Annotated in this window: 14 protein-coding genes and 1 pseudogene; all 15 read right to left on the reverse strand. The window is 55.5% G+C overall.

The annotated features are described in order from the left end of the window. Positions 1–6: 6 nt before the first annotated feature. A complete protein-coding gene (locus tag TQ39_RS21720) occupies positions 7–7206 on the reverse strand; it encodes a DEAD/DEAH box helicase family protein (RefSeq protein ID WP_431978752.1) in 7200 nt (2399 codons plus the stop codon). After that, positions 7134–7517: a TnpV protein gene (locus TQ39_RS15140; RefSeq protein ID WP_338092837.1), complete on the reverse strand. Its 384-nt coding sequence runs from the start codon at positions 7515–7517 to the stop codon at positions 7134–7136. The genes TQ39_RS21720 and TQ39_RS15140 overlap by 73 nt, the downstream gene beginning before the upstream one ends. A gap of 805 nt (positions 7518–8322) precedes the next feature. Then, positions 8323–8673 carry a DUF3848 domain-containing protein gene (locus TQ39_RS15145; RefSeq protein ID WP_050006148.1) on the reverse strand — a complete coding sequence of 117 codons (351 nt, stop codon included), beginning with the start codon at positions 8671–8673 and terminating at the stop codon, positions 8323–8325. A gap of 15 nt (positions 8674–8688) precedes the next feature. Next, on the reverse strand, positions 8689–8895 hold the full coding sequence (locus tag TQ39_RS15150; RefSeq protein WP_050006149.1) for a hypothetical protein: 207 nt from the start codon (positions 8893–8895) through the stop codon (positions 8689–8691). A 24-nt stretch (positions 8896–8919) separates the two neighbouring features. Beyond that, entirely contained in the window at positions 8920–9606 is a 687-nt protein-coding gene (locus TQ39_RS15155) for a DUF3849 domain-containing protein (RefSeq protein WP_167541542.1), read from the reverse strand. A 21-nt stretch (positions 9607–9627) separates the two neighbouring features. Continuing rightward, complete coding sequence (locus tag TQ39_RS15160; RefSeq protein ID WP_050006151.1) at positions 9628–10257, reverse strand: hypothetical protein; 630 nt, start codon at positions 10255–10257, stop codon at positions 9628–9630. Then, on the reverse strand, positions 10247–10498 hold the full coding sequence (locus TQ39_RS15165) for a hypothetical protein (protein ID WP_050006152.1): 252 nt from the start codon (positions 10496–10498) through the stop codon (positions 10247–10249). Before TQ39_RS15165 ends, TQ39_RS15160 begins: the two co-directional genes overlap by 11 nt. 22 nt (positions 10499–10520) lie before the next feature. After that, entirely contained in the window at positions 10521–11171 is a 651-nt protein-coding gene (locus tag TQ39_RS15170) for a YodL domain-containing protein (RefSeq protein WP_050006153.1), read from the reverse strand. A 13-nt stretch (positions 11172–11184) separates the two neighbouring features. Then, positions 11185–11586: a DUF3846 domain-containing protein gene (locus TQ39_RS15175; protein ID WP_050006154.1), complete on the reverse strand. Its 402-nt coding sequence runs from the start codon at positions 11584–11586 to the stop codon at positions 11185–11187. A gap of 1 nt (position 11587) precedes the next feature. Beyond that, a complete protein-coding gene (locus TQ39_RS15180; protein ID WP_050006155.1) occupies positions 11588–12547 on the reverse strand; it encodes a ParB/RepB/Spo0J family partition protein in 960 nt (319 codons plus the stop codon). Then, positions 12495–13319 carry a ParA family protein gene (locus TQ39_RS15185; RefSeq protein WP_050006156.1) on the reverse strand — a complete coding sequence of 275 codons (825 nt, stop codon included), beginning with the start codon at positions 13317–13319 and terminating at the stop codon, positions 12495–12497. Before TQ39_RS15185 ends, TQ39_RS15180 begins: the two co-directional genes overlap by 53 nt. A gap of 14 nt (positions 13320–13333) precedes the next feature. Further along, complete coding sequence (locus tag TQ39_RS15190; RefSeq protein WP_050006157.1) at positions 13334–14278, reverse strand: toprim domain-containing protein; 945 nt, start codon at positions 14276–14278, stop codon at positions 13334–13336. 176 nt (positions 14279–14454) lie between these two features. Further along, positions 14455–14796: pseudogene (locus TQ39_RS20460) on the reverse strand (replication initiator protein A); the annotation flags it as partial. Further along, the gene (locus TQ39_RS20955; protein WP_156146347.1) at positions 14786–15052 is read right to left on the reverse strand and encodes a hypothetical protein; all 267 of its coding nucleotides are present in this window, start codon (positions 15050–15052) and stop codon (positions 14786–14788) included. The gene TQ39_RS20955 and the pseudogene TQ39_RS20460, both read right to left, overlap by 11 nt. Positions 15053–15431: 379 nt before the next feature. Continuing rightward, a complete protein-coding gene (locus tag TQ39_RS15200) occupies positions 15432–15818 on the reverse strand; it encodes a tyrosine-type recombinase/integrase (protein WP_050006159.1) in 387 nt (128 codons plus the stop codon). Positions 15819–15884 lie beyond the last annotated feature (66 nt).

Raw genomic sequence — 15884 nt, forward strand, 5'->3', positions numbered from 1 at the left:
TGTTGACTACCGCTCCATGTCCACCACCCCCCTTTGCGTGATCTGCGGCGGCCCATCCTCATCCCGCTCCCCATCTACGATCTCGTTTTCCCTTTTGTCAAGGCGCAACAGGACGTTAAGTTCTTCCAGCCGAGCCTGCTTTGTTTTCAGTTCTTCCTCCTGCGCAAAAGGCTTTTCCACCTCCTCCTTTGCATTGGCGATCTGTACCTTTACGTTATCCAATTCCTGCTTACAATGCTCCATTTTCTCTCCCATACCGCCGAGCAGATTATCCAGTCGCTGGATATTTCCAAAAATGTCAGTGCCCAGGCTGGTGGTATGGGTGAGCGACCCCTTCAATGTGATTTGGAATTCTTTGCTGAAACTCTCAAAAGACAGCTCCATAGCAAAGCCCCGGTACTGACCCAAGGGGACAGGATCGGGGCCGGTCATAGCTTTGCAGGCTGCGAGGATCGCGCTGCCTGCTTCCTTTTTGTCACTGTACACAGTGCCCTCAACCTCCATCGGAGAGAAGCCGTCCTGATTGGGATGCGTGTTCTCGTTCAGCCTGTTCACATCAGAGGTGTAGCCCTCCATGCGCTGTTCCAGAGACGCCACTGTCTGCGGCAGATACTTGATGATCTGATCCTCCAGCGCATACTTCTGGCTCAGATGGTTGGATTTCAGCAATTTCAGCCGCTGCACTTCCACGTCGAGATCCATCTTTTCCTTGATATGGGGGTCGCCTGCACACAGTGCTTTGACCTCGGCGTAGGAAAGGGCAGTTTCGTCCACATCCTCCGCCGAACGTGCCGGGCTTTTGGATGTCATGATTTGGCCCACAAACTTTTGTTTGTTTTCGACCATCTGATATAGATAGCTGTCAAAAGTGCCTTCGGTGACGTAGGTATAAATGTCCACCTCCTCATTTTCATTTCCCTGCCGAATGATTCTGCCCTCACGCTGTTGGAGATCCGACGGCCGCCAGGGGCAATCGAGATGATGAAGCGCGATCAGCCGCTGTTGGACATTCGTCCCTGCCCCCATCTTCTGTGTAGAGCCAAGCAGCACCCTGATTTGCCCGGAGCGCACCTTGCCGAACAACTCTTTTTTCTGCACCTCGGTATTTGCGGTATGGATGTATGCGATCTCCTCAGCCGGGATGCCCTTGGCGATCAGCTTATCGCGCAGGTCATCATAGATATTAAACTCGCCGTTCCCTTTGGGGGTGCTGAGATCACAGAACACCATTTGCGTTGATCGCTGATCCATTGTGCGCTGCCATATCTCACAAACATTTTCGGCACAGGCGTTAATTTTCCCGGTATCGCTATCCGGCAACAAAGAGTTGAGCAACCGCTGGTCGAGCGCCAGCTTGCGGCCATCGTTGGTGATGGTCAGCATATTGTCATCGCTGGGGTCTACCATCCGGTTTCGTATCTTTTCAGCCCGTTCGCCTAACGCCGCTACCATCTCTTTCTGCTGTTCTGAGGGTTTCAGTATCACATTGTGGTAGTTGGCCTTGGGCACGGGGAGGTTGAGCATATCGGCTGTCTGGATGTCCGCTATTTCCCGAAACATTGCTATTAGTTCCGGGAGATTATAAAAGCGCGAAAACCGGGTCTTGGCGCGGTAGCCTGTGCCCTCCGGGGCCAGTTCCATTGCAGTGATCGTCTCACCATAGGTAGACGCCCAGCCGTCAAAGTGCAGCAGATCCTTTTGCTTCAATGCCTCATATTGCAGATACTTTTGCATGGTGTACATCTCGACCATAGTGTTCGAGATCGGGGTTCCCGTAGCAAAAATTACTCCATGTCCCCCGGTCAGCTCGTCCAGGTAGCGGCATTTCATGTAGAGATCGGAACTTTTCTGTGCCTCAGCCTGCGAGATGCCACCCACATTGCGCATTTTTGAAAAGGCGGCGAGATTTTTGTAATAGTGCGCTTCGTCGATGTAGATACGGTCAACGCCTAATTCCTCAAATGTCACCACATCGTCCTTGCGGCTTTGGTCGTTCAGCTTTTTCAGCTTCGCCTCAATGGCTTTTTTGCTTTTTTCCATCTGCTTAATGGAAAAGCGTTCGCCATGATTGCGTTTCAAATCGGCAATGCCGAGCACCAGTTCTTCTTTCTGCTGCTCCAATATGGAGGTCTGCCGTTCAAGGCTCATTGGGATTTTCTCGAACTGTGAATGGCCAAGGATAACCGCATCATAATCCCCCGTGGCGATACGTCCGCAAAAACGTTTGCGATTCTTTGCTTCAAAATCCTTTCTCGTTGCCACGAGGATGTTAGCCGCAGGGTACAGCTGCAAATACTCCGATGCCCATTGCTCGGTCAGGTGGTTGGGGACAACGAACAAACTCTTGTGGCACAAACCCAGCCGTTTGCTCTCCTGCGCCGCCGCAACCATCTCCCAAGTTTTCCCAGCCCCCACAACGTGTGCCAGCAGGGTATTCCCGCCATACAGGATATGGGCAATGGCGTTGATCTGGTGGGGCCGCAGGGTGATCTCCGGGTTGATCCCGGCAAAATTGATATGGCTGCCGTCATATTCCCGCGGACGGATGCTGTTGAATTTGTCATTATAGAGCCGTGTCAGCCGCTCCCGGCGCTCCGGGTCTTTCCATATCCAATCCTGAAACGCCTGCTTGATGAGCGCCTGTTTCCCCTGTGCGATGGCGGTCTCTTTTTTGTTGAGAATGGCGTTGCGATTCTCGTCATAGTCGAAGATCCTCACATCCCGCAGGTTCAGCGTTTCCTCCACGATCTTGTACCCATTGATGCGAAAGGTGCCATAGGTGTTGTTTGCCTTGATGTTGCCCCTGTCTGCCGATTTGCCCTCGACGTTCCATTCGCCGGTGTATTTGGAGTAGTGTACATGGATGTTCCGCCGGGCATAGTACGGGGGGCCGAACAGGTCAACCACAAACTGCTCTACATCCTCCGGCGGCAGCCAGGTCGCACCAAGCCGCACCGAGATCTCACCGGGGGACAGGTCAACCGGCTGCACCTGTTCCAGTGCCTCTGCGTTGGCCTTGAAAAACGGATCAGTCTCCGCTCTCAATCTGGCCTCCTCCAGCTTTTTGCGCACGTTGCCGGACAGGTATTCATCCGCCGCTTGCCAGCCCTGCGCCCAATGCGTCCCATCGCCTTCAAGGTCAAAGGGGCCTGTGGCCGGGTCCTTGAAGATCACACCATGCAGATCCTGCACGATCCGTGGGATCGCCTCACTGCCTCCCATCAGCGATGCCATATATCCCAGATCCACACGGGCTTTTTCGGCCAGTGAAACGGCCAGCGCCTCGGATGCGGTGTCCACATGGGTGATCTCGGTCTTTTGCCGGATGGTGCGTTTGGTAAACATATCTGCCTTGCGCACAAAGTTCTGTTCATCGTCCAGAACTTCCAAAGAGGACAAAAGGAAGTAGGCGCTGTCCTGCGTAAATACGGATTTGTTTGCGCGGGAGTTGATGCGTCCGTACTTTGCCACAAAAGCGTCATAGAGTGCGTTTAGTTTTTTCTGCTCGGTCTGAATATCCTCAGCAGGCCAATCATCGGCCTGATACTCGATCAGCGCGCGCACACAGTCCCGGATACCGATCAGGCCCTTAATGCGGTTTGCCGCCGTAACAGACACCTCCACCGGAATCATGCGGCTGTTCTCGCGGTAATAGATCTCGCCGTCCACCACGGTGTAGCTGAAATTCCGCACACTGGGGTCGGCGGGGATGCTCCGATCCTCGTCCTCCGCCTCCAGGTCGTCCAGCACATACTCGGTGATAGAGCCTTGGATATTCTGGATGGCGGCGGCAAGCTGCTCACCGAGGTCTTGCCTCTCCAATGGCTTACAGGTGGTCTCGTTGCGGTTGCCGTACATCATGCTGTCGAAAGTCATTTCGCCCAGCACCATCTCCGGGTGGTCAAGGAAATACTGGTTAATGGGTACGCCGGTTTCTGTCTTGCCAAGATGTACCCAATCCGGCTCAATAGCCGTCAGCTTCTCTCGCTTTTGCAGAAAGAGGATGTCGGTTGTAACCTGAGTTCCGGCGTTGGCAAGGAAAGCATTATTCGGCAGACGGATCGCGCCCAGCAGATCGGCCCTCTGCGCAAGATACCGGCGCACGCTGGAGTTTGCTTTATCCAGCGTCCCCTTGCTCGTCACAAAGGCAATGATGCCGCCCGGCCGCACCTTGTCCAGCGTGCGGGCGAAAAAGTAGTCATGGATCAAAAAATGGTTTTTGTCGTACCGCTTGTCACTCAGGCTATAACTTCCGAATGGTACGTTCCCAACAGCGAGGTCGAAAAAGCTGTCCGGCAGTTCCGTTTTCTCAAAGCCCTGCACGGCAATCGAGGCATTCTGATAGAGCTGGCGGGCGATGCGCCCCGTGATGGGGTCGAGTTCCACGCCATACAGTTTGCTTTCTGCCATGCTCTCGGGCACCAGACCGAAAAAGTTACCGATACCGCAGGACGGCTCCAAAATATTTCCGCTACGAAAGCCGAGATTTTCCATAGCCTTGTAGATGGCTCGGATGACAGTCGGAGAGGTATAGTGTGCGTTGAGCGTAGATGCCCGTGCCGCGCTGTATTCCTCCTCCGTCAATGCGGCTCGTAGCTGGACATATTCATTGGCCCAGGAGGCATTTCCCTCATCGAACGCCTGCGGCAGACCACCCCAACCGACGTAGCGGGATAGCACCTCCTGTTCCTCCGGCGTAGCAAGCCGATCTTCGGCCTCGATCTGCTTCAGCGTTTCGATGGCGGCAAGGTTGCCTTTGAACTTTGTCTTTTCGCCGCCCTCACCCAAATGCTCATCCGTGATGCGGTAGTCCCGGCGCTGGCTGCTTGGGATCTCGGGGTGCAGCAAAATCGGCGGCAGATTTTTGCGCGGTTTCGGCGCAGGCGGCGCGGACAGTTGCGGTTCTTCCTCCGGTTCCTGTTCCGGGCGCGGCGAAAGGTCGATCACGATGCTGCGCAGCTTGGCAGGTTCCGCTTTCGGTTCCTGCGCTGCCTCTGTGAGTACACGCTGGACGGTCTCGATGCGCTCTGATCGAAAGATTGGAAAACCGGTATCGCTCTGAAAGGTGCTGTCCCGTAGGGAGACCGTTCCGGCTGCTTCGTCCACACTGTCCACTACAAAGCGCCGGTCGTGCATCGCAAGTTCCATGCCGGGCTGAACCGCATTGCTGCCTGCCTGCGTTACGTTTTCTTTTTCAGCCGGTTCCTGCGCCATCTCCTTGGTTCGTTCTACGGTCAGCCATTCGGCGGCCTCCTTATCCGCCACTTCCTTTTTGACCTGTTTCAAATAGTCCTCGGCCTGCCATTCGCTGGTAAATTCCTCTTGGACACCCTCGCCGTCCACATAGATCTCGTCCCGAATATCGTCCCAAACGGCGTAGCCGCCCTCTGTTTCAATGACAGAAAAGCGTTCCAGAGAGGGAGGTTCGTTTTCAGCGATCTGCTCCACATCGGCCATGACCTGCTGAATAAAGGGGTCAGCGTCCAGCTTGTCCGGGTCAACCACATGACCGTCTACGATGCCGCTCTCTGCGAGGGCAGCACGGATGGCAGCAGGGTCAATATCAGCGAAATCGTCTGTTTCCTGTTCCTGCTGGTCTTTCTTCTTTCGCCGCGTTGCGTACTGCTCCTCTGCAACGGCGATCATCTCATCGCAGCTCAGGTCGGCAAGAAGTTCGGCAAAGCCAACCATGTCATAGCATTGGTATGTTGCTACCGTCTCGCCGTCCACCTGATAATTCAGGCTAAACTCCGGTAGGTCGGCGCTCACATCAATAAAGTGGTCGCCGTCGCCGGTGGTGCTGTGGGCCAAGGAGACATTTTCAGGGTCTGAGAAGTCAGCAGGGCTGTCGTACTCATTTTCGCAAAACTCACTGATAAGCTGCCTGGCTTTCTCCTCTGCCTTGATCTCATTCTGTTGCTGTTCGTATTTTTCCGCAGCGTGGTCGACCATCATGCTAAAATCGAGATCGGCGAGATACCGGTTCATCTCATCCAGATCATCGAATTGGATCGTATCGACCACTTTATCGTATGCCCAATAGGACAGCCGATAATGAATCAGGTCGGCACTGAATTCAACGGGGTATTCATCGACCGTTGCAGTAGTATAGCCAAGCGCAACATCGGTGAGGTCAGCAAAGTCATCTGCTTCCTGCCCAAACTCTCTGCGGCAAAAACCATCAATGATCCGTTTTGCCTCTGCCAGCGCATCGCTGTCCTGCGGCGGTTCAAGGGGGTCCGGTACGGCTGGTTCTGTGGGGTTCACAAGCTGTTTGTCCTGCGCCTGCCGCAATAGATATTGTTCTTTTTCCGCCCGGTTCAGATACCGGTCGGTTGCGATCAGCTCAGCAATGCGCCGTTCCACCTTTCCCCAGCCGATAAGCACCTCTTCTCTTTTTGCCTCATCGGTGTCAGAACTGCGCCATAGCCGGATGCCTTTACTGTCGTGGTCCTCAAAGAATCCGCTGCCGGGGATGATATTGCTGCGGCCTCCGATACCATACTCTTCCTTCAGGCATTTTACATTGGCATTGCTCCCCTCGTGCTTTAGATACTGTTCATGGATACGATACTTGCTTTGAGAATCAACGCTTCTGCACAGCACATAGTCGATTGCCTCCTGGGGTAATGAAAAAGCCGAGGCTTTCTCTGCCTCGACCTGTTCAATGAAAGAGATTTGCTCCACTTCGCTGGGAAGTGACTGTTCCTCTGGGCTCAGCCACTGCTGCAGCAATATCATCCCCTCAATGGTATTGGCAACCTGGGGCCAGCGCAGATACTCCTCCTTTTCTCGGGACGGGTACGACCCGCGCCACAAGGTCAGCACATCATCCCATGCCCGATACCCGGCCCGCTGGCCGTTGGAAAGAATGGCCTCGACATAGGTGTTGTTGAAAAAGCCCTTGACAAAATCGCCGCGCTCCCTGCTGTCCGAATGGTCAGCAAAAAACGCGGCGATCTCTTTCCGGTGTTCTCTCAGCGCATCACTGGTACGCAGCAGCTCGTTTTTCTCGCTATCCTCGTGATAGTAGTCAATTCCAGAGCGAGCGGTAAAATCGTGGAAGCTAACCTCCAGCCCCGTGGGGCCGACCTTTACCTTAAAATCTTCTACCCTGGCCTCGGGCGGGGAGGTTAGCTGTAAATCAGCTCGGTCAGCACCATCTCCTCCGCTGCCGCCCGGATGTTGTTCATCCGGCTCACCCACTCCATCTGGTCGGACGCTTTCAGGCTCTCGGTCACGCCCTGCTGCTGCGCCATCTGCTGTGTCAGCCGCTCCATCATCTCGTTGGCCTGCCGGTCGATCTCCACGAGGTGCTGATCCAGCTTGCTCGAGAGCATCATCCCGGTGTAGGTTCCGCTGCGGTGCTGCCGGAGGTAGCTGCGCCGCAGCATCCCATACTTGCCCAGCGCCGGGGCTTCGGGAGCCACCAGATTGGGAATCCAGTAATCGCCCTCCATCCTGTAAGCCAGTTCCATCTTCAACACTCCTTTCAGGGTTTTCTTTGTTTTCAGCATAGGGTTTTTCCTCGCGGTTGGCAACACTGTCGTTTGCCCGGCTTTCCCGCCGCCGCTGGCTGAGGACGGTCGCCGCGATCTCCCGCAGCGCCATCTCTGCAATGTCGCTGTTAGCAGTTCCCAGGACAGAGATCGTTTCGGGCGTATTGAAATCGCAGACGTGGGCAAAGTCCTCAGCGGTAAGTACCTCTCTGGCCTTGATCCCGCAGCGGGTCAGCAGCATATATGCAATGCTGTTTTCCAGCAGATTCCTAAACCAGACCTCGGTATTGTCTGCGTCCAGTTCTTCCAGCAGGCTACCCTCTCTGTTGCTGCAAAGCTCGGTATAGTAATCGCTGAGATTGTCCTCTGCGATCACCTTTGCCGTCTCCATGAGGCTTTCCTGCAAACTCGATGCGTCCGGCGGTGTGCCATACCGGTTTGCCAATGCCTCGATCACCGCGTTCTCGTCCTGCTCCCGCATCTGCCAGACCGGCACTGTACGCCCGATACGGCTGTTGGTATCGCTCATATCAAAGACATACCGCAGCTTGTACGGCGCGTCGGTGTCCCGCAGCAGCGCAATTCCGGTCGTGCCCTTGTTGACCCAGCGGCCATGTCGGTTCCAGAATTTAATTTCAGCACAGGCGGTCGCTTCCGGCTTTTGGGCGAAGATCAAAAGCTGATCCTGAAAGCTGTACTTGAAATTGTTGGCGGCAGTAGTGAGAAAGGCCATGTAATCCTCACCACTGCGGGTGATCCTCTGCGCTGTCTGTGTTGCCAGTTCGGTAATGACTTCCTGCTTTGTAGGCAATCTTCCTCCCTCCTATCTTTCAGGCTCATCCTTCTGTTTGCGCCGTTTCTTGATTTCGCCATCCGCACACTGCTCCACCGCTGAAAAAATGTCCTTCATGTGAGTAGATTCCATTTTTTCGTACTCATGGTAAGTAGCAGACAGCGGATCAGGCAGCATCAAAAGCGCCACCGCCCGTTTTGCACCGATGTCCTCATCCTCCAGCGAAAGAACAATATCCTCCCGCATGGTGTACTCGTAGGCATGATTCAGAATCTCCTCCGACGGCAGGCTGAGCAGCCATGCGCGGTACTTTTCCTGCGCCGCAAACATCTTTTTGTACAGCGCCGTATTCAGCCGCTCGGCGCGGGTTTGGTCGTTCATCTTTTATCGCGCTCCTTATCGCTCCATACCGCCGTTTCGCCGCAGTCGGCTGCCGTGCAAGTCCTCCGCCCACTCCGGGCGAATATACTGCTTTTGGATCATCGGCGTCCTGTCAGCCCCCTGGCTTTCCGCGTAGGCGACAGCGTTGTTTATGTCGAGAAAGTATTTCCGGGATTCGGCGCAATCACCGCCTGCCTCAAATACCATCCAGCCCGATACCATCTCTTTTCAGCCCTCCTTTTCCGCTTATCGCTCATGCTCATTGCGTTCAGACCTGAGCAGCTTGCCGTCCTGGTCGTAACTCCGGGGATCGGCTGCAGGAATATTCCACCCGAACATCGACCCCGCCTCCATCGCCGCCGCCTGCGCCTTGCTGACGCCGAGTTTTTGGTTGTACTCATCCACGATCTTCATGCCCTCTGCCTTGTTCTTTGCGTGGATACCAGTCTGGTAATATCCGCTTTCCCCGCGCTTGATGATCACGATTTCTTTCGTGCTGCGCAGCAAACTGTAGCAGCCCCTTGGCAGATACCTCCGCGCGGCGGTGACGAGCAGATCCGTCAGGCAAGAGTGGCACTGGTTGATCGCGTAGTCGATGCTGCGGTTGTCCCCGGCCGCGTTCACGTCCATTGGGGTGCCAACACTTTTGGCCCACACTTTGTTCTCCCGAGAGAAGCGGTTGTCCCAATCCTTGCAGCGCAGGGTTGCGGCGAGAACGTGCAGCACACGGTCATAGCCGTACTCCGAAACTGCTGCATCCAAAACGGCATTTGTATCCAGTACATTGTCCTGATAGTTCTCGCGGGCCTCCTTTTCGATCATGTCACGGCAGGCGTAATTTGCCTGGTGTGACGCACGGTACTGTTCCAGTTCCCCATGCTCTCTTGCATACGACGCAGGGTAGTGGTACAGAGGTACTCTCGTCTCGCTCATCTCATTTCCTCCCATCTGCCATCACCGTTCCGGTTCCGAACGGCTGCGGTTTTGTGCTTTCTCTTTTTCGGCCTTCTGCCGGATTGCCTCTGCGCGCTCCTTTGCCCAATCGGGCAGGCAATCCGGTTTGATTTCTCCCAGCACATCGTACCGCCCCCAGCGCACACTCTCGCCGGTGTACAGGTTCACGCAAAAGCAGGTCGTGCCATAGCTGTTTGCTACCGTGCCGGAGCCCCCATCTACCAGCACAAGTTGGTGATCTGCGCTTCGGTATTCGGGCCGCAGCACATCCGGCTTGATAGCAACGATTTTACCAGTCAAATCCTGCCCATAGTCTTGGGAAAAGCACATTTCCTCCGTGATGCGGATACGCGGCACGGCCACCTTAGCCCATTCCTCGCGTACCTTTTGGCACTGCTCCTGTACATACGCGGCAAACTGCTCGGCCACTTCCACAAAGTTATCGCTGGCAAAGCACTTCTCGTACCACTCACGAAACTGGATAATCTCAAAAATCTTCTGGTACAGAGCGCAAAAGTACGGCTTATCGCTGGCAGGGTCGATGCCAAACACGACCTCCCGATCGCCAATGCGCAGCGCCTGCGTGATCTCGTAGTTCCCGGCCATGCGCTTTTCGGCTTCAGCAGACATCTACGCTCACCTCGCATCCGTACCGCTCCAGCATCTGCATGGCGGCATCCATACCGCCGGGATCGTCAAAGACCCGGTGCTGCAACAGCAGCACCGCCCGGATACCCGGCACGGTGATATTCTCGATCTCGGCAAGCTCCAACGGCGAGATCGTGAGGATGCAGGCCGGGGCATACCCCGCCTGACGGAACACCCGCACAAGGCGCTCCATAAACCGTTCCCGTCTGATTTGCATCTTCATTGTTTTGATTCTCCCTTCACATTTACCGTTCTCGTCCGCTGTCCGGCGGGCGGCGAGTTGAATGATCCTTTTGTGTCTCCTTTTTTCTCAGCCATTCCAGCATTGGAACAAGCTGCGGCACCTCTCTGAATCCGACCCTGTCCACATAGAACGCCTGTACACCCTCCCTGCCGCGCACTACAACCACATCGCTGACCGACAGTGACCGCATGGTCTGCGCGGCGGGGTGGTCGTCCCGGTTGTGGCGATCAAAGATGCCGTCCAGCGTTGTGCCCGGCTCCAGCGGCGCGGTATACACCCGCACATAGTCCTTGGCTGAAAGCTGCTCCTTAGCCCACTCATAGGGCAAATAAAGATAGTCCGCGCTGCCCTCGGTCGCAGGAATCTGGTAAATCTCGTAGGTACTGACCCTGTCATGCACGATCGGGGCAGGCTCCTCCCGCAGATGCACGGCGGGGCAGTCGATGTCCTCCATCCAATCGTTTGATCGCAGCAGACGGTTGCCCTTTTCGTCTCGGTATAGCACTACGCAGATCGGCTCTCCGCAGTCGTTGGCTTCCCGCACATCCCGCCGGAATGTCTCGGCATCGAAGTAGTCCGACACATATCCAACGCCGCCCGAGTGCAGATGCTCGATGCTTGCAATGGGTCGTTTCCATCTGATTTCATCCATCAGCTATCCCCCCTTATCGTTCCAGCAGCCAGTTTTTGCGGCCCAGCCGCTCATCAATGGGCTTGATGCGCGGGCTTTGCGGCACGGCCATCAGCGCATCCCCGGCATCGACAAGCTGTTCCGGATACAGATACCGGCGCGAGTACCGCTCGGCCTGCTTGCGGGTCAGTTCCCGCAGGCGTTGACCGTCCCAGCCGCAGATCAATGCACGGCCTTTCAAGGTGAGCTGCTCGTTGATCGAGCGGTTGAGCGGCAGCCCATCTTGCACCTCGCTGCAAATCAGGGCGATGACCGTGTTCCCAAAGGGCAGCAGCATTTGGCATTTGCCCTCGATGGTCTTTCTCACCGCCTCCGCCTCGTCTTTGAAGGACGCGGTGTAAGGGCAGTACCCGGGCTCCAGCACCAGAACTCGCACCTCACCGCCCCCTCTCCTCGTCATGCGATCTCTGCCGGCTGCGCTGGTAGGCTTCCAGCACCCGAATGATGTGCGCGATGATCTGTTCAGCCGAGGTCGTTTTGGGGAAGAAGCGTTCCAGCTTTACGAGGGGGATGCTGATCTGCTGCTCACGCGGGGCGACACTCGGCGCGCGGGCGGTCATAATGCTGGTCAGCTTGTCCTCGTTTAGCGATTTTTCCTTGCTGGCCGCTTTAAGCTGCTGGGCCTGTGAGAGGGACGGCGTACATTCCTCGCTTTGGATGTACTCGTAAAACTGCTCTTGCTCCTGCGGCGCGAGATAGGAGAGTTCCACCGCCGGATTGAATTTCAGCTTGTTTTCCTCGACCATCTCTTGCAGTTCGGGGATGAGTTCATTCAGGCGAATGTAACGCTGGATTTGGCGGCCACTTTCGCCTGTATTCTGGCCGACAATATCTGCACTCTCAAAACTCCCGACAACTTGTCGGGAATTATTTTTTACCGGTCTACCGCCTTTTCTTTTGATTGCTTCCAGCTTCATTTTGTACGCCTTGGCCTTTTCAATGGCGCTCACATTCTCCCGCTGACAGTTTGTATCAACCATGCGGATTATTGCGGTGTCGTCGTCCATCTCGCGCACCAAAACCGGCAGCGTCTCAATTCCCGCCAGCTCACACGCCCGCTTGCGGCGGTGGCCCGCGATGATCTCATACCCGCCCTCCAGTCGGGGCCGCGCAATCAGCGGCGTCAACACGCCGTACTCCTTGACGCTTTCCACCATCTTCTGCATTTCCTCATCGTCCCGCACCTGGAATGGGTGGTCAGGGAAAGGAAAAAGCTGGTCGATTGAAAGCTGCTGTACCTTTTCCAGCTTTGCTTCCTGCCGCTGTGCCTCGGTCGAAAAAAGACTATCGAGCGAGGGCAGATTGATGTTGCTGCCGTATGGCCCGCGTCCGCTCATGGCCCGTCACCTCCTTTGCCAGCGCCAGATACGCCAGGGATGCCTTGCCGTTCGGGTCGTAGGCAAGCGCGCTGCGGCCCACGCCAGTGCTTTCGGCAGCGCGTGTGCAGATCGGGATTTCGCTCTTATAGATATTGAGGCTTTGCCCATATGTCCGGCGCATCGCGGCGCTCACATCCTTGGAGAGATTTGTCCGGCCATCCACCATCGTCAACACAATGCCGTCGATCTCCAGCTTGGGGTTGATTCGCGTTTTGACCATCTGAATGCTTTGCACGAGCGCGATCAAGCCTTTGAGCGGGAAGTGCTGCGCCTGCACCGGGATCAGCACCCTGTCCGCAGCCGTCAGCGCGCCGATCGTCAGCATCCCCAGCGACGGCATACAGTCGATCAGGCAATAGTCGTACTGGTTCTGAAACGGGGCCAGTGTGTCCCGCAAGATGATCTCATGGCACATGGTGTTCACCAGTTTCACATCCATGTTCGCCAGCTCAATGTCCGAGGGGATGTAGTCGATTCCCTCCGGGTTATGCTGTACGCCCGCGAGGTTGGTGTTCTTTCGGCCTGCGATCTCGGCATCCATGAGGTTGGAAAGTTTCACTGGTATGCTATCCAGATTTCCGCAGCCCAGGTATATGCTCAAATCCCCCTGCGGGTCGGCGTCCACCAGCAGCACCCGCTTGCCCTGCCGGGCCAGTGCCACGCCCAAATTGACGGCGGTCGTTGTCTTGCCCACGCCTCCTTTCTGGTTTGCGATTGCGATTGTTTTCATGCGCGTTCCCTCCTTCATCGTTCCGGCTCAAGCTCATGTTTCATCCCAAGCCGGAGTTGCAGATAATCGTTGTAATCTTTGCCCTTGGGCGGCGGTAGGTCTCTTACCGTGTAGCCACGCTCCCCATAGATGCCGGCCAGTTTTTTCGCAAATGCCCGGCCCCGTTGATCGTTGTCGAGGCAAAGCTGGAGCGTTTTCACCTGTGGATGGTCAGCAAGGAATTGGTCAAGCGCCATGTAATTCAGGCCGCCCAGCGCAAGATAATGCACCGTGCGCCAATCACGGCCTGCCAGAATACGCAGCGACGCACCGGAGAGCGCGTCAATCGGGGCCTCGTACACCTCAACCCGGCTTGCATCAGGGCCTCTGGCCGGGATGCGGAACGCAAACTGTTTTTGGCTGCCCGCTACGTCCCCGCGCCATCCGCCGCTGCACCCGCGCACACAGGCGTATTGCGACTTTCCTGCTCCGTCTCGACCAATGAACACACAGTTCTTGTACCCCTTGTGGTCGGTCTGGTACAGCAGCCCTTGCTCAATGCAGTAATTCAGCACCGGGTCGCGGATGCCTCGCCCGCGCAGATACCGCAGCGCCGCGACGTTGTTTCTATCTTGCACTGGTTCTGAAAATGGGATGAGTGTCTGGGAATTGGGCGGGCGTTCCCAGGTTTGCGATGCGGATGCTGCCGGGGCTGGGATGTCCTCACAGAGCTGCTGTACTGCGCTGACAAAACTAAGCCCTTTGACACGGACGAGGTAATTCAGCGCGTTCGTGCCCCCAAAGCCCCGGCTGCACCAGTTCCATTTTCCGTTCTCACTGATCCGCAGGCTGTCGTGGGTGCGGGTCGTATACTCACTCCGGCCCACTTTCACAAGTTCCTGCGGCTCATACGCCCGCATATACGCCAGGATGCCGACCCGCCGTGCCTGTTCGATTTGTTCTTTTGTTATTCCGTTCATGCTCCCTCCTTTTGTCACTTACTCTTTTCAGCTAAGTAATTAACTTGTCTAATTCAAGTAAGTCTTATTTGAGTGTCCTTTTGACGCTTCTTGAACCGTCATTTTGACGCATCAAGAACCGTGCTTTTAACGGTTCAAGAGCCATGCTTTTGCGGTTCATCCTTGGATAATGTCGCAAAATTCTTCAGGTAGATCAGGTTAGGCTTTCCAAGTCCGCGTCGTTTTCGCTCGATCAGACCGGCTTTGTGTTCCAGTTCTTCCATCAGCCTTGTGGCTTTCTTGCCCGCACAGCCGAGCGCCTGCATGACCTCATCCATCGTGAAAATGATGTATACCCGGCCCCGCTCGTCCAGCCAGTTGTTTTTCAGCGACAGGCTCATGCGATCCAGCAGGATGCCGTAGAGCAGCTTTGCATCTGCCGAGACGCCGTCAAATCTCCTGTCAAAGAGAATCGCTTTGGGGACGCGGTAGAAGGTAAACTGCTCGGCCTGCCGACCGTAGAAGTAATCAAGCTCCATCCCGCCCACCGCCTCTGCATTGCCTCGCATTGGCAAGTGCTTGAAGAATATCGCGGGTACACCAACCGATGCAGGGCGCGTCCCGCCCATACGGACAGTCCTCACATCTGCCGGGCGGTGCGTTCGGCGCGGCTTCGATGGCAGATTCAGCATACGGGCAAGGGGCATCCCCAAGTGCGCAGCCGTATCCGCCCAGCCAATAAAGGCAATCGAAACAATCCTCACGCCGCCTTGCTGGTTTTTGTTTCTGCTGCATAGGTTTTCCTCCTTTCTCCCGAATTTGGGCATAAAAAATAGCGCCCTGCAATTTTTACGTCGCGGACGCTATCTTTACCTGAATATTGCGGAAATCCTTATAGGGAAATGATACCTTTCAGATTTGTTAGATTTTCTAACATTCTTCTAACACACCGGGCTATTTTCTAATCATCTGCAATGATTTCGAGCGCACTCGACTGAACTCGAACCAAGAGAAAAATGTTAGAAAATCAAGGCTTTGCCGGTCTTTTCTGTACTCAATTTTACCCAAATGGCAAAAGCACCTCGCAACTCCGACCCGGAAGGCCGCTGGTTCGAGTCCAGTCAGGCGCACCAAAACAGCCCTCGGAATTCCGAGGGCTGTTTTTCCTTTTCCTCTATAGTCCCATCGCCTCGGCCAGCTTCTCCTGTGCGAGCTTTTTGTTCTTGTCGAAAGCATGGCTGTAAATGTCCAATGTGGTGCCGGGCTGTGCGTGCCCCAGCAGGCCCGCCACAGTGCGTACATCTACGCCCTGAGCAATGAGCATGCTGGCGTTGGTGTGCCGCAGGCTGTGCACGTTCAAATTGTCCGGCAAATTGCCCTCCCGCAGAATCTTTTTGAACCGGAATGTGAATGTCCCCGGCACCATCGGATCCCCGCCGGGCTGCCGGAACAGATAGTCCTCTTCCTCCAGTCCCCCTCTACCACGCTGTTTTTTCTCCCACGCACTTTCTTTTTGCCAGGCACGAAGCAGTTTGCAGAGTTCTTTTGACAGATATATCACCCGTCCCCCCCCGTACGGGTCTTCGGTTCTTTCACCAGGATCGGCTGGCCGCTCAGCTTAACTAGT

It is taken from the genome of Ruthenibacterium lactatiformans, assembly GCF_000949455.1.
GTDB lineage: Bacteria > Bacillota > Clostridia > Oscillospirales > Ruminococcaceae > Ruthenibacterium > Ruthenibacterium lactatiformans.

Bases quoted from the DNA above. Each gene is read 5' to 3' on its own strand.
- TQ39_RS15140 (WP_338092837.1), bottom strand. From the start codon at position 7,517: ATGCTGAAAACAAAGAAAACCCTGAAAGGAGTGTTGAAGATGGAACTG.
- TQ39_RS15145 (WP_050006148.1), bottom strand. From the start codon at position 8,673: ATGAACGACCAAACCCGCGCCGAGCGGCTGAATACGGCGCTGTACAAA.
- TQ39_RS15150 (WP_050006149.1), bottom strand. From the start codon at position 8,895: ATGGTATCGGGCTGGATGGTATTTGAGGCAGGCGGTGATTGCGCCGAA.
- TQ39_RS15155 (WP_167541542.1), bottom strand. From the start codon at position 9,606: ATGAGCGAGACGAGAGTACCTCTGTACCACTACCCTGCGTCGTATGCA.
- TQ39_RS15160 (WP_050006151.1), bottom strand. From the start codon at position 10,257: ATGTCTGCTGAAGCCGAAAAGCGCATGGCCGGGAACTACGAGATCACG.
- TQ39_RS15165 (WP_050006152.1), bottom strand. From the start codon at position 10,498: ATGAAGATGCAAATCAGACGGGAACGGTTTATGGAGCGCCTTGTGCGG.
- TQ39_RS15170 (WP_050006153.1), bottom strand. From the start codon at position 11,171: ATGGATGAAATCAGATGGAAACGACCCATTGCAAGCATCGAGCATCTG.
- TQ39_RS15180 (WP_050006155.1), bottom strand. From the start codon at position 12,547: ATGAGCGGACGCGGGCCATACGGCAGCAACATCAATCTGCCCTCGCTC.
- TQ39_RS15185 (WP_050006156.1), bottom strand. From the start codon at position 13,319: ATGAAAACAATCGCAATCGCAAACCAGAAAGGAGGCGTGGGCAAGACA.
- TQ39_RS15190 (WP_050006157.1), bottom strand. From the start codon at position 14,278: ATGAACGGAATAACAAAAGAACAAATCGAACAGGCACGGCGGGTCGGC.
- TQ39_RS20955 (WP_156146347.1), bottom strand. From the start codon at position 15,052: ATGCAGCAGAAACAAAAACCAGCAAGGCGGCGTGAGGATTGTTTCGAT.